Origin of the sequence: Escherichia sp. KTE172 (genome assembly GCF_000408845.1) — a bacterium.
Classification (GTDB): domain Bacteria; phylum Pseudomonadota; class Gammaproteobacteria; order Enterobacterales; family Enterobacteriaceae; genus Escherichia; species Escherichia coli.
The window spans coordinates 2,876,249-2,893,481 of the sequence record NZ_KE137316.1; the positions used below are offsets into that span (position 1 = coordinate 2,876,249).

Consider the following 17,233-nt stretch of genomic DNA (forward strand, 5'->3'; position numbering starts at 1 on the left):
AGCTCTGCATGAAAATACTGGTGATCGGCCCGTCTTGGGTTGGCGACATGATGATGTCGCAAAGTCTCTATCGCACGCTCCAGGCGCGCTATCCCCAGGCGATAATCGACGTGATGGCACCGGCATGGTGCCGTCCATTATTATCGCGGATGCCGGAAGTTAACGAAGCTATCCCTATGCCTCTCGGTCACGGAGCGCTGGAAATCGGCGAACGCCGCAAACTGGGTCATAGTCTGCGTGAAAAGCGCTACGACCGCGCCTACGTCTTACCCAACTCCTTCAAGTCCGCATTAGTGCCTTTCTTCGCGGGTATTCCTCATCGCACCGGCTGGCGCGGCGAGATGCGCTACGGTTTACTTAACGATGTACGCGTGCTCGATAAAGAAGCCTGGCCGCTAATGGTGGAACGCTATGTCGCGCTGGCCTATGACAAAGGCATTATGCGTACAGCACAAGATCTGCCGCAGCCATTGTTATGGCCGCAGTTGCAGGTGAGCGAAGGTGAAAAATCATATACCTGTAATCAATTTTCGCTTTCATCAGAACGTCCGATGATTGGCTTTTGCCCGGGTGCGGAGTTTGGTCCGGCAAAACGCTGGCCACACTACCACTATGCGGAACTGGCAAAGCAGCTGATTGATGAAGGTTATCAGGTGGTTCTGTTTGGCTCGGCGAAAGATCATGAAGCGGGCAATGAGATTCTTGCCGCTTTGAATACCGAGCAGCAGGCATGGTGCCGGAACCTGGCGGGGGAAACACAGCTTGATCAAGCGGTTATCCTGATTGCAGCCTGTAAAGCCATTGTCACTAACGATTCTGGCCTGATGCACGTTGCGGCGGCGCTCAATCGTCCGCTGGTTGCCCTGTATGGTCCGAGTAGCCCGGACTTCACACCGCCGCTATCCCATAAAGCACGCGTGATCCGCCTGATTACCGGCTATCACAAAGTGCGTAAAGGTGACGCTGCGGAGGGTTATCACCAGAGCTTGATCGACATTACTCCCCAGCGCGCACTGGAAGAACTCAACGCGCTATTGTTACAAGAGGAAGCCTGACGGATGCGGGTTTTGATCGTTAAAACATCGTCGATGGGCGATGTTCTCCATACGTTGCCCGCACTCACTGATGCCCAGCAGGCAATCCCAGGGATTAAGTTTGACTGGGTGGTGGAAGAAGGGTTCGCACAAATTCCTTCCTGGCACGCCGCTGTTGAGCGAGTTATTCCTGTGGCAATACGTCGCTGGCGTAAAGCCTGGTTCTCGGCTCCCATAAAAGCTGAACGGAAAGCGTTTCGTGAAGCGCTACAAGCAGAGAACTATGACGCAGTTATCGACGCTCAGGGGCTGGTAAAAAGCGCGGCGCTGGTGACGCGTCTGGCACATGGCGTAAAGCATGGAATGGACTGGCAAACCGCTCGCGAACCACTGGCAAGCTTGTTTTACAATCGTAAGCATCATATTGCGAAACAGCAGCACGCCGTAGAACGCACCCGCGAACTGTTTGCCAAAAGTCTGGGCTATAGCAAACCGCAAACCCAGGGCGATTATGCTATTGCACAGCATTTCCTGACGAACCTGCCTACAGATGCTGGCGAATATGCCGTATTTCTTCATGCGACGACCCGTGATGATAAACACTGGCCGGAAGAACACTGGCGAGATTTGATTGGTTTACTGGCAGATTCAGGAATACGGATTAAACTTCCGTGGGGCGCGCCGCATGAGGAAGAACGGGCGAAACGACTGGCGGAAGGATTTGCTTATGTTGAAGTATTGCCGAAGATGAGTCTGGAAGGCGTTGCCCGCGTGCTGGCCGGGGCTAAATTTGTAGTGTCGGTGGATACGGGGTTAAGCCATTTAACGGCGGCACTGGATAGACCCAATATCACGGTTTATGGACCTACCGATCCGGGATTAATTGGCGGGTATGGGAAGAATCAAGTAGAGTGTCGTTCTACAAGTATGTCTCTTGCAGATTTGCCAGCTCAAACCGTTTTTCAAAATTTAAATCTTGAAATAATAACCAATAAGTTGACATCGGAGATAAGATGACCTCAACATTATTTTTCTCTCTCGAGAAAAAAAACTGGATAGCGTACTGGAACAGAGCTCTCGTATTCTTATTCATTACCACCTATTTTTTGGGTGGGATTACAAGGTATAAACATCTTATTGTTATTCTTATGACAATAACGACAATCGTCTATCTCTGCAAACGGCCAAAACACTATCTTTCACTATTTAAAACATGTCTTTTTGGTAGTGTTGCCATATTAACTATTGCTGCATTGCTATCACTTCTTCAATCCCCAGATGCAGGTGCTAGCATGAAGGAAATTTTCAAAGCTATCATTGAAAATACTTTACTATGCACAATAGCAATACCGGTCATATTGAGAGACGAGAAAAGAGAAGATGTCGAAAAAATCGTTTTCTTCTCATTTATAAGTGCGTTGGGCTTACGTTGTTTTTCTGAATTGATTGCCTATTATAAGGACTATCAACAAGGGGTAATGCCATTTGCAGATTATAGACACCGTAGCATTTCTGACTCGATGGTCTTTTTATTTCCTGCATTGTTAAATCTCTGGCTTATCAAATCAGCAAAATACCGCATTTCTTTTGCGGTTCTAAGCGTTATTTTTATTTTTCTGATATTAGGAACTTTATCCAGAGGAGCCTGGCTTTCCGTGTTAGTCATTGGATTAATATGGATTCTGATGTTTAAACAATGGAAGTTACTATTAGTAGGAGTAATGGTTTCCATCATTGCATTATCGGTTATTTTCACACATAAGGAGATGACCGCAAATCTAACGTATAAACTTCAACAAACTAATAGTTCTTATCGCTATGCAAATGGTACTCAAGGCAGCGCACTCGATCTAATATTAGAAAATCCTGTTATTGGTTACGGTTACGGTAACGTTGCATATAAAGATGTCTATAATAAACGTGTCGTTGATTATCCAGAATGGACCTTTAGACAATCGATAGGGCCACATAATTTTGCGCTATTCATCTGGTTTGGCACTGGTTTATTAGGGCTGATAAGTCTTATGATGCTATACTGCGCAATATTGAAAGAGTGTATAAAAAATGGCGTCCAGAATAAAAACCGCTCACCATATAATGCATATTATATAATCTTACTATCTTTTATAGGTTATTTTGTTATCCGTGGAAACGTAGAACAAATTGAACCAAATTTATTAGGCGTTTACGCCGGCTTATTATTAGCAATGAAAAACAAGTAAAAAAAATAAAAAAGGCTGCATAATGCGGCCTTTTTATTTATTCAAACCAATTATGAATGACCTCTTCGAATCTTTGAGTTACGCCATCCCAACTGTAGTGATCAAACACAAAATCCTGACCTTGCTTTGCAACTGCTGTTAATTCAGGATTCGCTAACGTTTTTAAAATATCGCTGCTTATGGAGTCTGCAGTCATAGGTTCTTTTAAATGGAATCCCGTAGTATTTTCTTTGACAAATTCCGTCATCCCCCCACGCGTACTCACTAAAACAGGCTTACCAGCCCCCATAGCTTCAATTGCCACCATGCAAAATGGTTCCTGGAACTGGGAAGGAATGACAACTAAATCTGCCAGTGGGTAATAACAATGCATCTTTTCAGGCGGTATGCTTCCTAACATAATGCAACGATCCTTCAAACGTTTTGCAATTTCCCTGACATTGTGTTGATATGCACCTTTGTCACTTTTACTCATTTCTGTATAATCACCAATCACAACTAATTTTAAATTTTTGTGAGCAACGGCCAATTTTTCGAATGATTGCATCAACAGTAATATGCCTTTGTCAGGGACGATACGCCCAGCATAAAAAATAATTTTCTCTTCAGGGGAGATATTAAGTTCGCTTCTAGTGATCGGCTGAAAAGTAGATTGATAGGTTTCTAAATCAATTCCATTTGGTACAATCTCAATATCTGCATTTGCTAAATAAGATTGGTAATACTTTTTCAAGTATAAACTAGGCACTATCATTTTAACATTTTGCTCAAGCAATTTTGGTTCAAATGCATTATGCATATGAATAACCACTCTTGCCTGAGGAGCTCGCTTACGAATTTGAGTGTATAGCTTCATGCTATTATGAACTACAATAATACTTTCTTTCGTTATAGGAAAATCATGGGCAATATTCAATATTCTCTGTGAATATGGTAGAGGATCAAGTCTTGTCCATTTTTGAAATAACCGCTTATATATGCGACTGAATCCAACCCTATGAATACTACAATTATCATTAACAAAGGTGTAATTTGAGTATCCTGGATTCTTGATACAAACAATGCGATTTGGGAAATTGGTACGCTGAGCAACCTGATACATCCACGTTTCAACAGCGGCCGCTCCGCGGGGAGGAATTGAAAAAATAGGAGTAACTGTAAATATTATTTTATCAACCATCTCGAATATTAACCTTTCATAACATTATATTTAATTGCTGTAAAAACACCATTGAGAAATTTTTTCTGGTAAAGCAAGTGTTTATATTTTTCTTTGTACTCATGTTTTTTAACAGCTTTTTTATAAGGTATATTTCTCCATGGAGATATATTATAAATATTACGAAAATAATCTGCAGATGCGTAGTCCGCCCAATCATGCCATGGCTTAGTTACACCAGTATAATGTATGAAGACAGTTTCATCATTAATAAACTGGGTGTAATATTCACTATTTTTTTCTTCAAATTCTGACTTTATAGTATAAATACAATTATATTTTCTCGGTAATATTTTAGCATGATGTAAAAACATTAAGTTTAAAATATCTTGATCCGGATACTTTAATTTTTTGATAATTGACTCATCTGATAATAGATCAAAAAATTTCTCCGTTAGTCTTTGTTGTAACCATTCCCGTAAATTAATATACATTACACCAGAGTTAAAATAGCTACCGTTAAAATCCTCATTACATAAACGCTCAGCGCTTTTACTTTGCATAGCATCTACATCAATTACCACAGCCCCATATTCATCTTTAAACTCTAATGCTATTAACTCGTTCAATGAACCCTTACAGACGATATCAGCATCAAGATATAATAATGAATCCAATCGCGCAGAAAAATAATCAAATGAAAGCAAACGATAATAAATAGATACTGGCCAGATATTTGATTGAGGTAGCGCCTTCAATGGCTCAGAATCAATATGATATAATTTAATTACTGTTTGATACTTCGTTGCTAATTGTGATAATAATTCAATATACTCTTTGTCTAAGTAATCAGCGATTATGTGAAAGGTAAATTTGTTTTGTTTATTATTTTCAAGAATTGAAGCAATTGAAATCGCAGCCCCAACCTGGTAGTTCTCATCAATACCCCATGAGACATTAAACGTTTCCCGTTCATCAAGTTTAACGGGGCGCTTGTCCAGTTCAATTATATCTTTAAATTGAGTAAGATGTTTAAAATCCAATTTAATTACCCTTCATCATAATCATTATTTGCTCTTCAATCCTAGTTTTACTTTTACATCCCTGATTGCTTTTTTAATTTTCTTTTTGAATATGAGATATGTATAGCCAAAGTCTTTCAATTCATTTTTTATATTATAGTGCCGTTCAAGATCAATGCGATCTTTTGCTTTTAAAACTGCGGTTGTTTTTTTACCTGAAAGGTCAATTAGTCTTAAACCTTTTTCGGATACTATAAAATTTCCTTTATGAGGATCGCCAGACACCATTCCATGCTGATGCAACTCTTTTATCGATTCTGATAATTGTTCCTTCAGATCTTCAGAAATTTCCAAATACTCATTTAACCCGACACCTTCAATATACTCAATGAGCATAATATAATAATGCGCGAAATTTAATGTTTTACGTTCAGCAAGCAAAAAATAGTCATTAATTGATTGAATGCCTTCACCACGTACCCGATCGGTTTGATAAATTAAATTTTCATAATAATCTTTTTTTACGCAAGATTTTAAGAAACGTTCGATCATTTTATGCTTTGGCGCATAAACTTTAAGTACAAGAGGTCCACGAGCAGTGTCAATAAGAATGACTTTAGTATCATCAATAGAACGAAAAACTTTTAATGTTTTAACCCTGCAAGTTAAAAAGTCATTCAGCACTTGCTCATAAAAGGGATCATTATCTTTTATGAAAACTTTCAACCCATTTATCGTTTTATTATATATCATAATGAATTATTTTAACCTTAAATCTTTAGAAGCATTTTTCTTTATAATACTTTAAATAATTAAAAATGCCTGCCATATAATGCTTTTGTTTAAATTTATGTTTTGCACAATACCGATACTGATTGCTATTCACAGGTTTAAGTAAATCTTCTTTACACCACGGAGAAGCTGCTTTGGCGATCAAAAAACTACGTGACACCGGATAATCAGCCCACTCATGCCAGGGTTTTGTAGGTCCCACATAGTGTATAAACACGGTGTCATCATTGACTGGATTATCAACTTTGTCTTTTAATTCATAGTTAATACTATATCGGGTATTATATTTCCCCGAAATAAACTTCACTTTACCATTCAATAATACATTCAGTACATCTTGATCAAGGTGGGTGATTTTACTTACCCAATCTGGGTCACGCAACATTTCAATAGCTTTTGACGAAATGTTATTTAGATTCCACTCATCAATATTTATCAGCAAAAAACCAGCATTGAAATATCCAGAAGCTAATTGTGGTGTAGTTAATACCGAGGCTCGATTCTGCCACCATTCAACATCTCTTTCAGCTACAACTGCGGCAATTTCATTAGTAGAGAATTGATAATCTAAGAGTTCTTTAATACTACCCTTGCAAGCAATATCTGCATCAAGGTATAGTATTTTTTCATGTTTATTATAGAAATAATCTGCAATTATAAATCGAAAATATGTAGCGTAAGTCCAGTTTTTCGTGCTTGGTAATGACTTCAGCTTATCACAATTGATAACATAAATATTAATTCTTGAATTATATTGTTTTGCTAAATCGGAAAAATATAACTTGTCTTTATCACTGATATAATCTGTGAAAACATGAAATTCACAAGAGATTTCGCTATTGTTTAATAGAATAGATGCGATGGCTACACCACATCCAAAAAGAAAATTTCTGTCAATACCAAATGCGATATCAAGAGTATTTTTAGATCTTATATTTTGATAATGAAAGTTATACTCAAAAAGGATGATGTCACTATCATTGAGTTGAGACATATTTATTCTGTATCCAAAATTTTGGCAAAAATAAGTTACGGGTTACAACGATTTTCTAATCGTTCTTTCCCTGATTTTTGTGGCTTTTGCTTCTGCTTGCGACAGCAGTCCTTGTTCCTGCTTGAGAATGTCTTTAAGCGGGGCGGCAAAATACACTTTCATAAACCGCCAGATATCCCGCTGAGTCAGGCCAATATTCATCGAAGAAAAATAAAGCCCTATAAGATCTTTATCGCGCCAACGACGTGGAACGCGCGTGCGAAGCTGCGCCCGGTGCAGGTCAATTACCGAAATTTTTAACTCCTCTTCCTTACCGGAAAAAGGCAAGTGCAGCAGGAAATGACAGATATAACAGTCACGGTGGTTAATGCCCGCAGCATGCATATCGCGCACCATCGTCGCGACACGCTTAATAAGCATACGCTTTACGCGAACATCTGGTGGGTTAGTCGCCCAGTCAGCACAGTAATCTTCCAGACTGATGGTTGGTGTCAGATCTTCAGTTATAATAAACGAGGTTCTGGTGAGCGGATTAATGCCTTTTTCGCCGAATGCCACCCCATACATAGTATCAACGCCGACATCCCGCAGTCGATGAATCGCATTCCATTCGCGGTCTGCGCCTAATACTGGCATCCGCAATGAGAGTAAATTTTTGATTATCTCTTTCAGGGTCGTGCCGCGATGCCATTTGAGAAAATAGCTTTTGCCCGCCATTTCAAAGCGCAGAGTGCGGCGAGTTTCCAGTTCACGAAATACCTCACCCTGCAAGGTTTTAACTTCCTCAAAAGGATCTTTACCGCGCCATAACGTGGCAAACGGCTCTTTAAGTTCAACCATCCAGACCACCCGTTATGATGTCCGCCGCTTTCTCTGGCAGACTGTATAAATCTTGTGTATCAGCATAATGTCGCGCATTTTCCGCCCAGGCCTGGCGCAATGAAGATTGCGTTAACGCTTTGCGTAAAATCTCATTCAATGTTTCCTGGCGGAATGGCTCAGCAATAGCCTCGCCGCAATTGGCGTCGACAATATAATGCGCATAGCCACAAACGGCTGTTGTTAGTACCGGTAATCCTGCAGTTATCGCTTCCAGCAGTACAATTCCCGCGGCTTCCTGGTAGGCAGGATGCAGTAATAAATCCGCCGCCGCCATTAATTCCGAGACATCGTTGCGCCCCGAGAAGAAGTGAACATTACTGCGCACGCCGCGTTTTTCTGCCAGCGCCTCAAATTTTCGCGGTTTATCCTGCCCAACAACATATAGCAATGTGTTGTGGCGCAGCGAATCCGGTAACGAAGCAAGTGCTTCAATGGAACGATCGACACCTTTACGCGTGAAGTCTGAACCAACCTGCAACAATAAATATTGTTGTTCGGTTATTCCATTCTTCTTACGGAAGATTTCACGGCTATTGGCTGGCTGCTGGCTATATTTACGATCAGGATAAATCCCCGGTGGCAGAATATGAAAACGCTCCACTTCAGTCTGATAATGTTTCTGGAAATCGGCGATTTGCTTATCTGTCAGCATCAGCAGCTGTGTCGGCTTGCCCTGTTCGAAGGTTGCCCGCTCAAAGGCGGCATAATGGCGATAACGTGACGTCAGGCGATAGAAAAAGCCTTTTTCCTGCGCTACTTTCTCGGCATAACAAACATCAGCGGCATAATAAACGTCCAGCCCCGGCATTTTGTTGAATCCAACGACTTTATCGACGGGATGTTCGCGTAAATGTTTTTGCACCCAGGCAAAATACTCCGCATTGCGCCCGTGATTGGTATGCGATTTAACCGGCACTTTGATCAGTTCAAATACATCAGGACATTCGCCTTCCCACGACTGGGTATAAACCCGAACATGATGACCTCGGGCGGCGACTGTCTGAGCAATACGCATAAAATCGCGCTGCAAACCGCCAAAGGGAAAATATTTATATAAACAAAAAGCAACGATCATAACGACGTACCTGTCGTGGAGGAGGGCAGTAATTTATCGACAGCAGCAATGACATCTGCCGCCGGAATAACCGAAAGATACATCTCATTTCGGTCACGCTGATCGCGCGTTGGCATTTCCCGGTAATCTCCCGCCCAGAATTGAATCATGTTATTTGACCAGGGACGCCAGAAAATATGGTCTGTCGCACCAAACAGCGATATCAGCGGCGTATTAACTGCTGCGGCAATATGCGCCGGTGCGGAATCAACGCCAATAAACAGCTGCGCATGATCGATTAACGCACCAAGTTCCGGGAAGGTCACCTTTCCGGCCAGCGCCGTTACTGGTGGCGTCTGGCATCCCTGCGCAATTTCATTGACGCAGACCAGATCGTCTTTATCTGGGCCGGACGTCAGAACGACTTCATAACCACGAGCATGTAAGGCATCAATCACAGCGGAAAACTTGGCGTTGTCCCAGCATTTGAAGATTTGCCGCGCCGTAGGTTGGATAACCACATAATTTTGTCCAACACCAGCGTGATCAAGTTCGCGACGCATACGTTTCCAGCTTGCAGGCGGGTAACTCATGGTTGTCTGCTTCACCAACGATTCAAGCCCCAATGGCGACAGCACGGATAAGTTACTTTCCACCACATTTCCACCCTGCAACGGCACCAAATGAGTGAAACTATTACGCCAAAAAGCAGCCTGCCGATGATGATAATCCTGGGAAATTTTCACACGGGCATTTAATAAGCGCACCAGTATAGCAACCATCCATTGATCGGTAAGATTAACGATAAGGTCATACTTATTGGCACGTAATACCTTGATGAGATGAAAAAAGTTGGCAATTTTTTCTGCGGCTTTTGCTTTTTTATTTTTTATGCCGTAGAGCGCGTTAATCTCTGGATTTTCAGACAGGATCGGGATGGTGTCCTGATAAAGCAGCACATCGATTTTTGCGTCAGGGTAATTTTTTTTCAGCGAACTAATGACGGGAGTAGTTAATAACATATCCCCATGAAAACGCATCTTAATGAGCAAAATTCTTCGAAATGGCTTATCCACAAGTAACTCTTTTTGTTGAGATTATCCGATTAAGGTGAAGCAGAAAAAGCACGCTACCGCCCCAGGCTCAACAGCTACCTGAATACTGATACCGCACTGATATTGACGCGCTAGTGTATCACTTCTTTCGCGGCAATCCGACCCGAATGATTTTTAAGCACATTGTTGATTTTCAATAAAGAAATCAATCAAATAAAATCATTAGCAACCATATTCTTTCACTGTTGCTCTGCGATTCCTTCCTGCACGTACTGCAGAAATCAATGAATCGCATAAAAATACAAAAAAAGTATAGATGTTCAGCAAGAATTGGCGGGTAAATTGCTATTTAAGTCAAAAACGGGAAAAGTAATGGTAAAGCCACAGCTAAATACATAGAATCCCCAGCACATCCATAAGTCAGCTATTTACTATGCTCGAATTGCTTTACACCGCCCTTCTCTACCTTATTCAGCCGCTGATCTGGATACGGCTCTGGGTGCGCGGACGTAAGGCTCCGGCCTATCGAAAACGCTGGGGTGAACGTTACGGTTTTTACCGCCATCCGCTAAAACCAGGCGGCATTATGCTGCACTCCGTCTCCGTCGGTGAAACTCTGGCGGCGATCCCGTTGGTGCGCGCACTGCGTCATCGTTATCCTGATTTACCGATTACCGTAACAACCATGACGCCAACCGGTTCGGAGCGCGTACAATCGGCTTTCGGGAAGGATGTTCAGCACGTTTATCTGCCGTATGACCTGCCCGATGCACTTAATCGTTTCCTGAATAAAGTCGACCCTAAACTAGTGTTGATTATGGAAACCGAACTATGGCCTAACCTGATTGCGGCGCTACATAAACGTAAAATTCCGCTGGTGATCGCTAACGCGCGACTCTCTGCCCGCTCGGCCGCAGGTTATGCCAAACTGGGCAAATTCGTCCGTCGCTTGCTGCGTCGTATTACGCTGATTGCTGCGCAAAATGAAGAAGATGGTGCACGTTTTGTATCACTGGGCGCAAAAAATAATCAGGTGACCGTTACCGGTAGCCTGAAATTCGATATTTCTGTAACGCCGCAACTGGCTGCTAAAGCAGTGACGCTGCGCCGCCAGTGGGCACCACACCGCCCGGTATGGATTGCCACCAGCACTCACGAAGGCGAAGAGAGTGTGGTGATCGCCGCACATCAGGCATTGTTACAGCAATTCCCGAATTTATTGCTCATCCTGGTACCCCGTCATCCGGAACGCTTCCCGGATGCGATTAACCTTGTCCGCCAGGCTGGACTAAGCTATATCACACGCTCTTCAGGGGAAGTCCCCTCCACCAGCACGCAGGTTGTGGTTGGCGATACGATGGGCGAGCTGATGTTACTGTATGGCATTGCCGATCTCGCCTTTGTTGGCGGTTCACTGGTTGAACGTGGTGGGCATAATCCGCTGGAAGCTGCCGCACACGCTATTCCGGTATTGATGGGGCCGCATACTTTTAACTTTAAAGACATTTGCGCGCGGCTGGAGCAGGCAAGCGGGCTGATTACCGTTACCGATGCCACTACGCTTGCAAAAGAGGTTTCCTCTTTACTCACCGACGCCGATTACCGTAGTTTCTATGGCCGTCATGCCGTTGAAGTACTGTATCAAAACCAGGGCGCGCTACAGCGTCTGCTTCAACTGCTGGAACCTTACCTGCCACCGAAAACGCATTGAGGTTGTTATGCAAAAACGGGCGATTTATCCGGGTACTTTCGATCCCATTACCAATGGTCATATCGATATCGTGACGCGCGCCACGCAAATGTTCGATCACGTTATTCTGGCGATTGCCGCCAGCCCCAGTAAAAAACCGATGTTTACCCTGGAAGAGCGTGTGGAGCTGGCACAGCAGGCAACCGCGCATCTGGGGAACGTGGAAGTGGTCGGGTTTAGTGATTTGATGGCGAACTTCGCCCGCAATCAACACGCTACGGTGCTGATTCGTGGCCTGCGTGCGGTGGCGGATTTTGAATATGAAATGCAGCTGGCGCATATGAATCGCCACTTAATGCCGGAACTGGAAAGTGTGTTTCTGATGCCGTCGAAAGAGTGGTCGTTTATCTCTTCATCGTTGGTGAAAGAGGTGGCGCGCCATCAGGGCGATGTCACCCATTTCCTGCCGGAGAATGTCCATCAGGCGCTGATGGCGAAGTTAGCGTAGCGTTTATGCCGGATGGTATGCCATCCGGCGCGCATGAATTACTTCTGGCACTGCCGACAATAAAACGTTGCCCGCTGCGCATGTTTAGTCGCCACAATCGGCGTACCGCACACCCGACAGGGTTCGCCTTTTCGCCCGTAAACCTGCAATTCCTGCGCGAAATAGCCCGGTTTACCATCACTTTGCAGAAAATCTTTCAGCGTTGTACCACCCTGCTCAATCGAACGCAGCAACACCGCTTTAATCACCCGAGCTAACAATTCACACTCTGCCAGCGACAGTGATGACGCCAGCCGATCCGGATGGATCCCCGCCGCAAACAGAGATTCGCTGGCATAGATATTCCCTACGCCTACCACCAGCTTGTTATCCATCAGCCACGGTTTAATCGCCGTTTTTTTCTTCGCGCACTTCTGATGCAGGTACTCACCGTTGAAATCGTCACTAAGCGGCTCCGGTCCAAGATGGGCCAGAACGTTGTGCCCTTCCAGCTCTTTGGTCCATAGCCAGGCACCAAAGCGGCGCGGATCGGTGTAGCGCAGCACTTTACCGTTGCTCATCACCAAATCCACATGGTCATGCTTTTCAGGGGGAAGTTCTTCTGGAAGGATGCGCAGACTGCCAGACATCCCCAAATGAATGATAATCCAGCCCTCAGGCAGCTCCAGCAGCAGATATTTAGCCCGCCGCTGCACGCTAAGCACTGGTTGGTCGCTTAAACGGTAGATCTCTTCTGAAACCGGCCAGCGCAAGCGTCCGTTGCGCACCACCGCATGAAGAATGGTTGCACCAACGAGATGCGGTTCTATGCCGCGACGGCTGGTTTCAACTTCGGGTAATTCAGGCATAGCATCTCCAGGAATGAACAGATGCAGTCAATATGGGGGCAGGCAGATAACAAAAAACCCCGCCGGGGCGAGGTTTTTCGTTACATCAAAGCAAAAATTATTTGATTTTCGCTTCTTTGTAGATCACGTGCTGGCGAACAACTGGATCGAATTTTTTCAGTTCCAGTTTTTCCGGCTTAGTACGTTTGTTCTTCGTAGTGGTATAGAAGTGACCAGTACCAGCAGAAGAAACCAGCTTGATTTTCTCACGAATACCTTTAGCCATGATTTATTTCCTCTAAGTACTTAGTACTTTTCGCCACGGGCACGCAGTTCAGCCAGAACTGTATCGATGCCTTTTTTATCGATTACACGCATACCTTTAGCAGATACGCGCAGGGTGACAAAACGCTTCTCGCTCTCAACCCAGAAACGGTGAGAGTGCAGGTTCGGCAGGAAACGGCGTTTAGTCGCGTTCAGTGCGTGGGAACGGTTGTTACCGGTCACCGGACGCTTGCCAGTAACTTGGCAGACTCGGGACATGTCTATTCTCCAAAAATCAAATTAGCTCGAGCTTCGTATGGGGTATTGGCGCCTCGTCAGGCTTTACAGCCCGGTCATCGCAGTTCTATGTGAACTCTCGATTGCCAGGCCCAAATGCCAAACCCGAGATTCTCAAAGGTGGCGTAGTATACGCTGACTCAGCGATGTGCTCAAGTCCCGAACAGACAAAGATCCCGAAGGATCGCGCATAGCGGGTTAAATCCAGCCGCGTTCGGCAAAAGAAACATACTCTCCACGCCCAATCACGATATGGTCGAGCACGCGTAAATCCATGAACTGACAACTCTTTATTATCCGTTCAGTAATGAGTTTATCCGCTTTACTGGGTTCAGCACAACCCGAAGGGTGATTATGTGCAAGGATCAGCGCCGAGGCATTTATTTTTATCGCTTCGCGGATAATTTCCCGAGGATGGACTTCAACATGGTTTAGCGTGCCGGAAAAAAGACGGCTATGCGTTATAACCCGGTGTTGTGAGTCGAGAAAGATCACCATAAAGATCTCCCGCTCTTCACCCGTGAGCTGGCTTTGTAAAAATTCCCTCGTCATCTCCGGGCTGAGTAAAGGGCTTTCTTCACGCATCCGCACGTTGTAGTAACGCCGCGCCAGTTCAGCAATCCCCTTTAACTGGGCAAATTTCGCCACGCCAATTCCATGAACGCCACTAAATTGTTCATATTCAGAGGTTAACAAGCCATAAAGAGAGCCGAAATTCTCCAGCATCTCTTTTGCCAGGGTTAATACATCTTTACCGCGCGTTCCGGTACGCAGAAATAGCGCCAGCAGCTCGACATCCGTTAAGGCGCTAATACCAAACTTCAGCATTTTTTCGCGCGGCATCAACAGCTGTGCATTGTTTTTCACCTTCACCTCCTTTGTGGTGCTCGCATCCTGTCATAGCCGTTCCGTTAAATCGACGGCCAGTTTTCAATCCTGGAAAGCGCCTCGCAAAGTGATTCTCAGGTGAAGGCACGACAACAAAAGTATTGTGATAAAATCGCCAACTTCTGGTGTCACCCAACAGGAAAAATCATCATGAGCCTGGCCGGTAAAAAAATCGTTCTCGGCGTCAGCGGCGGTATTGCTGCCTATAAAACCCCTGAACTGGTGCGTCGTTTGCGCGATCGCGGGGCCGACGTCCGCGTAGCCATGACCGAAGCGGCAAAAGCCTTTATCACCCCACTTAGCTTGCAGGCGGTTTCTGGTTATCCCGTTTCCGACAGTCTGCTGGACCCGGCAGCCGAAGCCGCTATGGGCCATATTGAGCTGGGTAAATGGGCTGATTTAGTGATTCTCGCCCCTGCCACGGCAGATTTGATTGCCCGTGTTGCTGCCGGAATGGCGAATGATCTGGTATCGACGATTTGTCTGGCCACACCTGCGCCTGTAGCCGTGCTCCCCGCCATGAACCAGCAGATGTACCGTGCCGCTGCCACGCAGCATAATTTAGAGGTGCTTGCTTCCCGTGGTTTGCTCATCTGGGGGCCAGACAGTGGCAGTCAGGCTTGTGGTGATATCGGCCCTGGGCGAATGCTCGATCCGTTAACCATTGTTGATATGGCGGTAGCGTATTTTTCGCCCGTCAACGACCTGAAACATCTGAACATTATGATTACCGCCGGCCCGACGCGTGAACCGCTCGATCCGGTGCGTTATATCTCTAATCACAGCTCAGGCAAGATGGGTTTTGCTATCGCCGCCGCCGCTGCCCGTCGTGGCGCGAACGTCACGCTGGTATCAGGTCCGGTTTCACTACCGACGCCACCGTTTGTTAAACGTGTTGATGTGATGACTGCGCTGGAAATGGAAGCGGCCGTGAATGCTTCTGTACAGCAGCAAAATATTTTTATCGGTTGCGCCGCCGTGGCGGATTATCGCGCAGCTACCGTGGCCCCAGAGAAAATCAAAAAGCAGGCCACGCAGGGTGATGAATTAACAATAAAAATGGTTAAAAACCCCGATATCGTCGCAGGCGTTGCCGCACTAAAAGACCATCGACCCTACGTCGTTGGATTTGCCGCCGAAACAAATAATGTGGAAGAATACGCCCGGCAAAAACGTATCCGTAAAAACCTTGATCTGATCTGCGCGAACGATGTTTCCCAGCCAACTCAAGGATTTAACAGCGACAACAACGCATTACACCTTTTCTGGCAGGACGGAGATAAAGTCTTACCGCTTGAGCGCAAAGAGCTCCTTGGCCAATTATTACTCGACGAGATCGTGACCCGTTATGATGAAAAAAATCGACGTTAAGATTCTGGACCCGCGCGTTGGGAAGGAATTTCCGCTCCCGACTTATGCCACCTCTGGCTCTGCCGGACTTGACCTGCGTGCCTGTCTCGACGACGCCGTAGAACTGGCTCCGGGTGACACTACGCTGGTTCCGACCGGGCTGGCGATTCATATTGCCGATCCTTCACTGGCGGCAATGATGCTGCCGCGCTCCGGATTGGGACATAAGCACGGTATCGTGCTTGGTAACCTGGTAGGATTGATCGATTCTGACTATCAGGGCCAGTTGATGATTTCCGTGTGGAACCGTGGTCAGGACAGCTTCACCATTCAACCTGGCGAACGCATCGCCCAGATGATTTTTGTTCCGGTAGTACAGGCTGAATTTAATCTGGTGGAAGATTTCGACGCCACCGACCGCGGTGAAGGCGGCTTTGGTCACTCTGGTCGTCAGTAACACATACGCATCCGAATAACGTCATAACATAGCCGCAAACATTTCGTTTGCGGTCATAGCGTGGGTGCCGCCTGGCAAGTGCTTATTTTCAGGGGTATTTTGTAACATGGCAGAAAAACAAACTGCGAAAAGGAACCGTCGCGAGGAAATACTTCAGTCTCTGGCGCTGATGCTGGAATCCAGCGATGGAAGCCAACGTATCACGACGGCAAAACTGGCCGCCTCTGTCGGCGTTTCCGAAGCGGCACTGTATCGCCACTTCCCCAGTAAGACCCGCATGTTCGATAGCCTGATTGAGTTTATCGAAGATAGCCTGATTACTCGCATCAATCTGATTCTGAAAGATGAGAAGGACACCACAGCGCGCCTGCGTCTGATTGTGTTGCTGCTTCTCGGTTTTGGTGAGCGTAATCCTGGCCTGACCCGCATCCTCACTGGTCATGCACTAATGTTTGAACAGGATCGCCTGCAAGGGCGCATCAACCAGCTGTTCGAGCGTATTGAAGCGCAGTTGCGTCAGGTATTGCGCGAAAAGAGAATGCGTGAGGGTGAAGGTTACACCACCGATGAAACCCTGCTGGCAAGCCAGATCCTGGCCTTCTGTGAAGGTATGCTGTCACGCTTTGTCCGCAGCGAGTTTAAATACCGCCCGACGGATGATTTTGACGCCCGCTGGCCGCTAATTGCCGCACAGTTGCAGTAATATGACGCCGGATGACTTTTCATCCGGCGAGTTTC

The 17,233-nt window shown here is 45.5% G+C and carries 19 protein-coding genes; 8 read left to right on the forward strand and 11 right to left on the reverse strand.

The window, feature by feature from the left end; translation table 11 throughout:
• Window positions 1–8: 8 nt before the first annotated feature.
• Genes rfaF through rfaL form a run of 3 tightly spaced genes read left to right on the forward strand, consistent with a single transcriptional unit; the run spans window position 9 to window position 3,256 of the window.
• The gene (rfaF, locus tag G434_RS10165; RefSeq protein ID WP_000699227.1) at window positions 9–1,055 is read left to right on the forward strand and encodes an ADP-heptose--LPS heptosyltransferase RfaF; all 1,047 of its coding nucleotides are present in this window, start codon (window positions 9–11) and stop codon (window positions 1,053–1,055) included.
• 3 nt (window positions 1,056–1,058) lie between these two features.
• Window positions 1,059–2,051, forward strand: a complete 993-nt coding sequence (gene rfaC / locus G434_RS10160) for a lipopolysaccharide heptosyltransferase RfaC (protein WP_001264577.1) — start codon at window positions 1,059–1,061, stop codon at window positions 2,049–2,051.
• Entirely contained in the window at window positions 2,048–3,256 is a 1,209-nt protein-coding gene (rfaL, locus tag G434_RS10155) for an O-antigen ligase RfaL (protein ID WP_000204737.1), read from the forward strand. The genes rfaC and rfaL overlap by 4 nt, the downstream gene beginning before the upstream one ends.
• Window positions 3,257–3,293: 37 nt before the next feature.
• Here the strand turns inward: rfaL and G434_RS10150 are convergent, their stop codons facing one another.
• Genes G434_RS10150 through rfaQ form a run of 7 tightly spaced genes read right to left on the reverse strand, consistent with a single transcriptional unit; the run spans window position 3,294 to window position 10,235 of the window.
• Entirely contained in the window at window positions 3,294–4,436 is a 1,143-nt protein-coding gene (locus G434_RS10150) for a lipopolysaccharide N-acetylglucosaminyltransferase (protein WP_000227800.1), read from the reverse strand.
• 8 nt (window positions 4,437–4,444) lie between these two features.
• Window positions 4,445–5,458 carry a UDP-glucose--(galactosyl) LPS alpha1,2-glucosyltransferase gene (locus tag G434_RS10145; protein ID WP_000346019.1) on the reverse strand — a complete coding sequence of 338 codons (1,014 nt, stop codon included), beginning with the start codon at window positions 5,456–5,458 and terminating at the stop codon, window positions 4,445–4,447.
• Window positions 5,459–5,482: 24 nt separating this feature from the next.
• Window positions 5,483–6,190 (reverse strand): lipopolysaccharide core heptose(II) kinase RfaY, encoded by a 708-nt coding sequence (gene rfaY, locus G434_RS10140; protein ID WP_000639944.1) that lies wholly within the window; start codon window positions 6,188–6,190, stop codon window positions 5,483–5,485.
• Between the two features lie 25 nt (window positions 6,191–6,215).
• Window positions 6,216–7,223: a lipopolysaccharide 3-alpha-galactosyltransferase gene (waaO, locus tag G434_RS10135; RefSeq protein WP_000080652.1), complete on the reverse strand. Its 1,008-nt coding sequence runs from the start codon at window positions 7,221–7,223 to the stop codon at window positions 6,216–6,218.
• Between the two features lie 42 nt (window positions 7,224–7,265).
• Window positions 7,266–8,063: a lipopolysaccharide core heptose(I) kinase RfaP gene (gene rfaP / locus G434_RS10130; RefSeq protein ID WP_001300933.1), complete on the reverse strand. Its 798-nt coding sequence runs from the start codon at window positions 8,061–8,063 to the stop codon at window positions 7,266–7,268.
• Window positions 8,056–9,180: a glycosyltransferase family 4 protein gene (locus G434_RS10125; protein WP_000634253.1), complete on the reverse strand. Its 1,125-nt coding sequence runs from the start codon at window positions 9,178–9,180 to the stop codon at window positions 8,056–8,058. Before G434_RS10125 ends, rfaP begins: the two co-directional genes overlap by 8 nt.
• The gene (rfaQ, locus tag G434_RS10120) at window positions 9,177–10,235 is read right to left on the reverse strand and encodes a lipopolysaccharide core heptosyltransferase RfaQ (protein ID WP_000360390.1); all 1,059 of its coding nucleotides are present in this window, start codon (window positions 10,233–10,235) and stop codon (window positions 9,177–9,179) included. Before rfaQ ends, G434_RS10125 begins: the two co-directional genes overlap by 4 nt.
• Window positions 10,236–10,647: 412 nt before the next feature.
• Here rfaQ and waaA point away from each other — a divergent pair, with 412 nt between their 5' ends.
• Window positions 10,648–11,925, forward strand: a complete 1,278-nt coding sequence (gene waaA, locus G434_RS10115; protein WP_000891574.1) for a lipid IV(A) 3-deoxy-D-manno-octulosonic acid transferase — start codon at window positions 10,648–10,650, stop codon at window positions 11,923–11,925.
• 7 nt (window positions 11,926–11,932) lie between these two features.
• The gene (gene coaD, locus G434_RS10110) at window positions 11,933–12,412 is read left to right on the forward strand and encodes a pantetheine-phosphate adenylyltransferase (RefSeq protein WP_001171873.1); all 480 of its coding nucleotides are present in this window, start codon (window positions 11,933–11,935) and stop codon (window positions 12,410–12,412) included.
• A gap of 38 nt (window positions 12,413–12,450) precedes the next feature.
• On the opposite strand, the gene mutM is transcribed toward coaD, so the two are convergent.
• The 4 genes from mutM to radC form a co-directional block, all read right to left on the reverse strand.
• A complete protein-coding gene (mutM, locus tag G434_RS10105) occupies window positions 12,451–13,260 on the reverse strand; it encodes a bifunctional DNA-formamidopyrimidine glycosylase/DNA-(apurinic or apyrimidinic site) lyase (RefSeq protein WP_001114533.1) in 810 nt (269 codons plus the stop codon).
• 97 nt (window positions 13,261–13,357) lie between these two features.
• A complete protein-coding gene (gene rpmG / locus G434_RS10100) occupies window positions 13,358–13,525 on the reverse strand; it encodes a 50S ribosomal protein L33 (RefSeq protein WP_001051798.1) in 168 nt (55 codons plus the stop codon).
• Between the two features lie 20 nt (window positions 13,526–13,545).
• On the reverse strand, window positions 13,546–13,782 hold the full coding sequence (gene rpmB, locus G434_RS10095; RefSeq protein WP_000091955.1) for a 50S ribosomal protein L28: 237 nt from the start codon (window positions 13,780–13,782) through the stop codon (window positions 13,546–13,548).
• A gap of 216 nt (window positions 13,783–13,998) precedes the next feature.
• Window positions 13,999–14,667 (reverse strand): RadC family protein, encoded by a 669-nt coding sequence (gene radC / locus G434_RS10090; protein WP_001297375.1) that lies wholly within the window; start codon window positions 14,665–14,667, stop codon window positions 13,999–14,001.
• Window positions 14,668–14,838: 171 nt separating this feature from the next.
• On the opposite strand from radC, the gene coaBC reads away from it, so the two are divergent.
• The 3 genes from coaBC to slmA all read left to right on the forward strand — a co-directional run bounded on the left by coaBC (window position 14,839) and on the right by slmA (window position 17,198).
• Window positions 14,839–16,059: a bifunctional phosphopantothenoylcysteine decarboxylase/phosphopantothenate--cysteine ligase CoaBC gene (gene coaBC / locus G434_RS10085; protein WP_000050153.1), complete on the forward strand. Its 1,221-nt coding sequence runs from the start codon at window positions 14,839–14,841 to the stop codon at window positions 16,057–16,059.
• Window positions 16,037–16,495: a dUTP diphosphatase gene (gene dut, locus G434_RS10080; RefSeq protein ID WP_000976070.1), complete on the forward strand. Its 459-nt coding sequence runs from the start codon at window positions 16,037–16,039 to the stop codon at window positions 16,493–16,495. The genes coaBC and dut overlap by 23 nt, the downstream gene beginning before the upstream one ends.
• Window positions 16,496–16,601: 106 nt before the next feature.
• A complete protein-coding gene (gene slmA, locus G434_RS10075) occupies window positions 16,602–17,198 on the forward strand; it encodes a nucleoid occlusion factor SlmA (protein ID WP_000818601.1) in 597 nt (198 codons plus the stop codon).
• The last annotated feature ends 35 nt before the right edge of the window (window positions 17,199–17,233 follow it).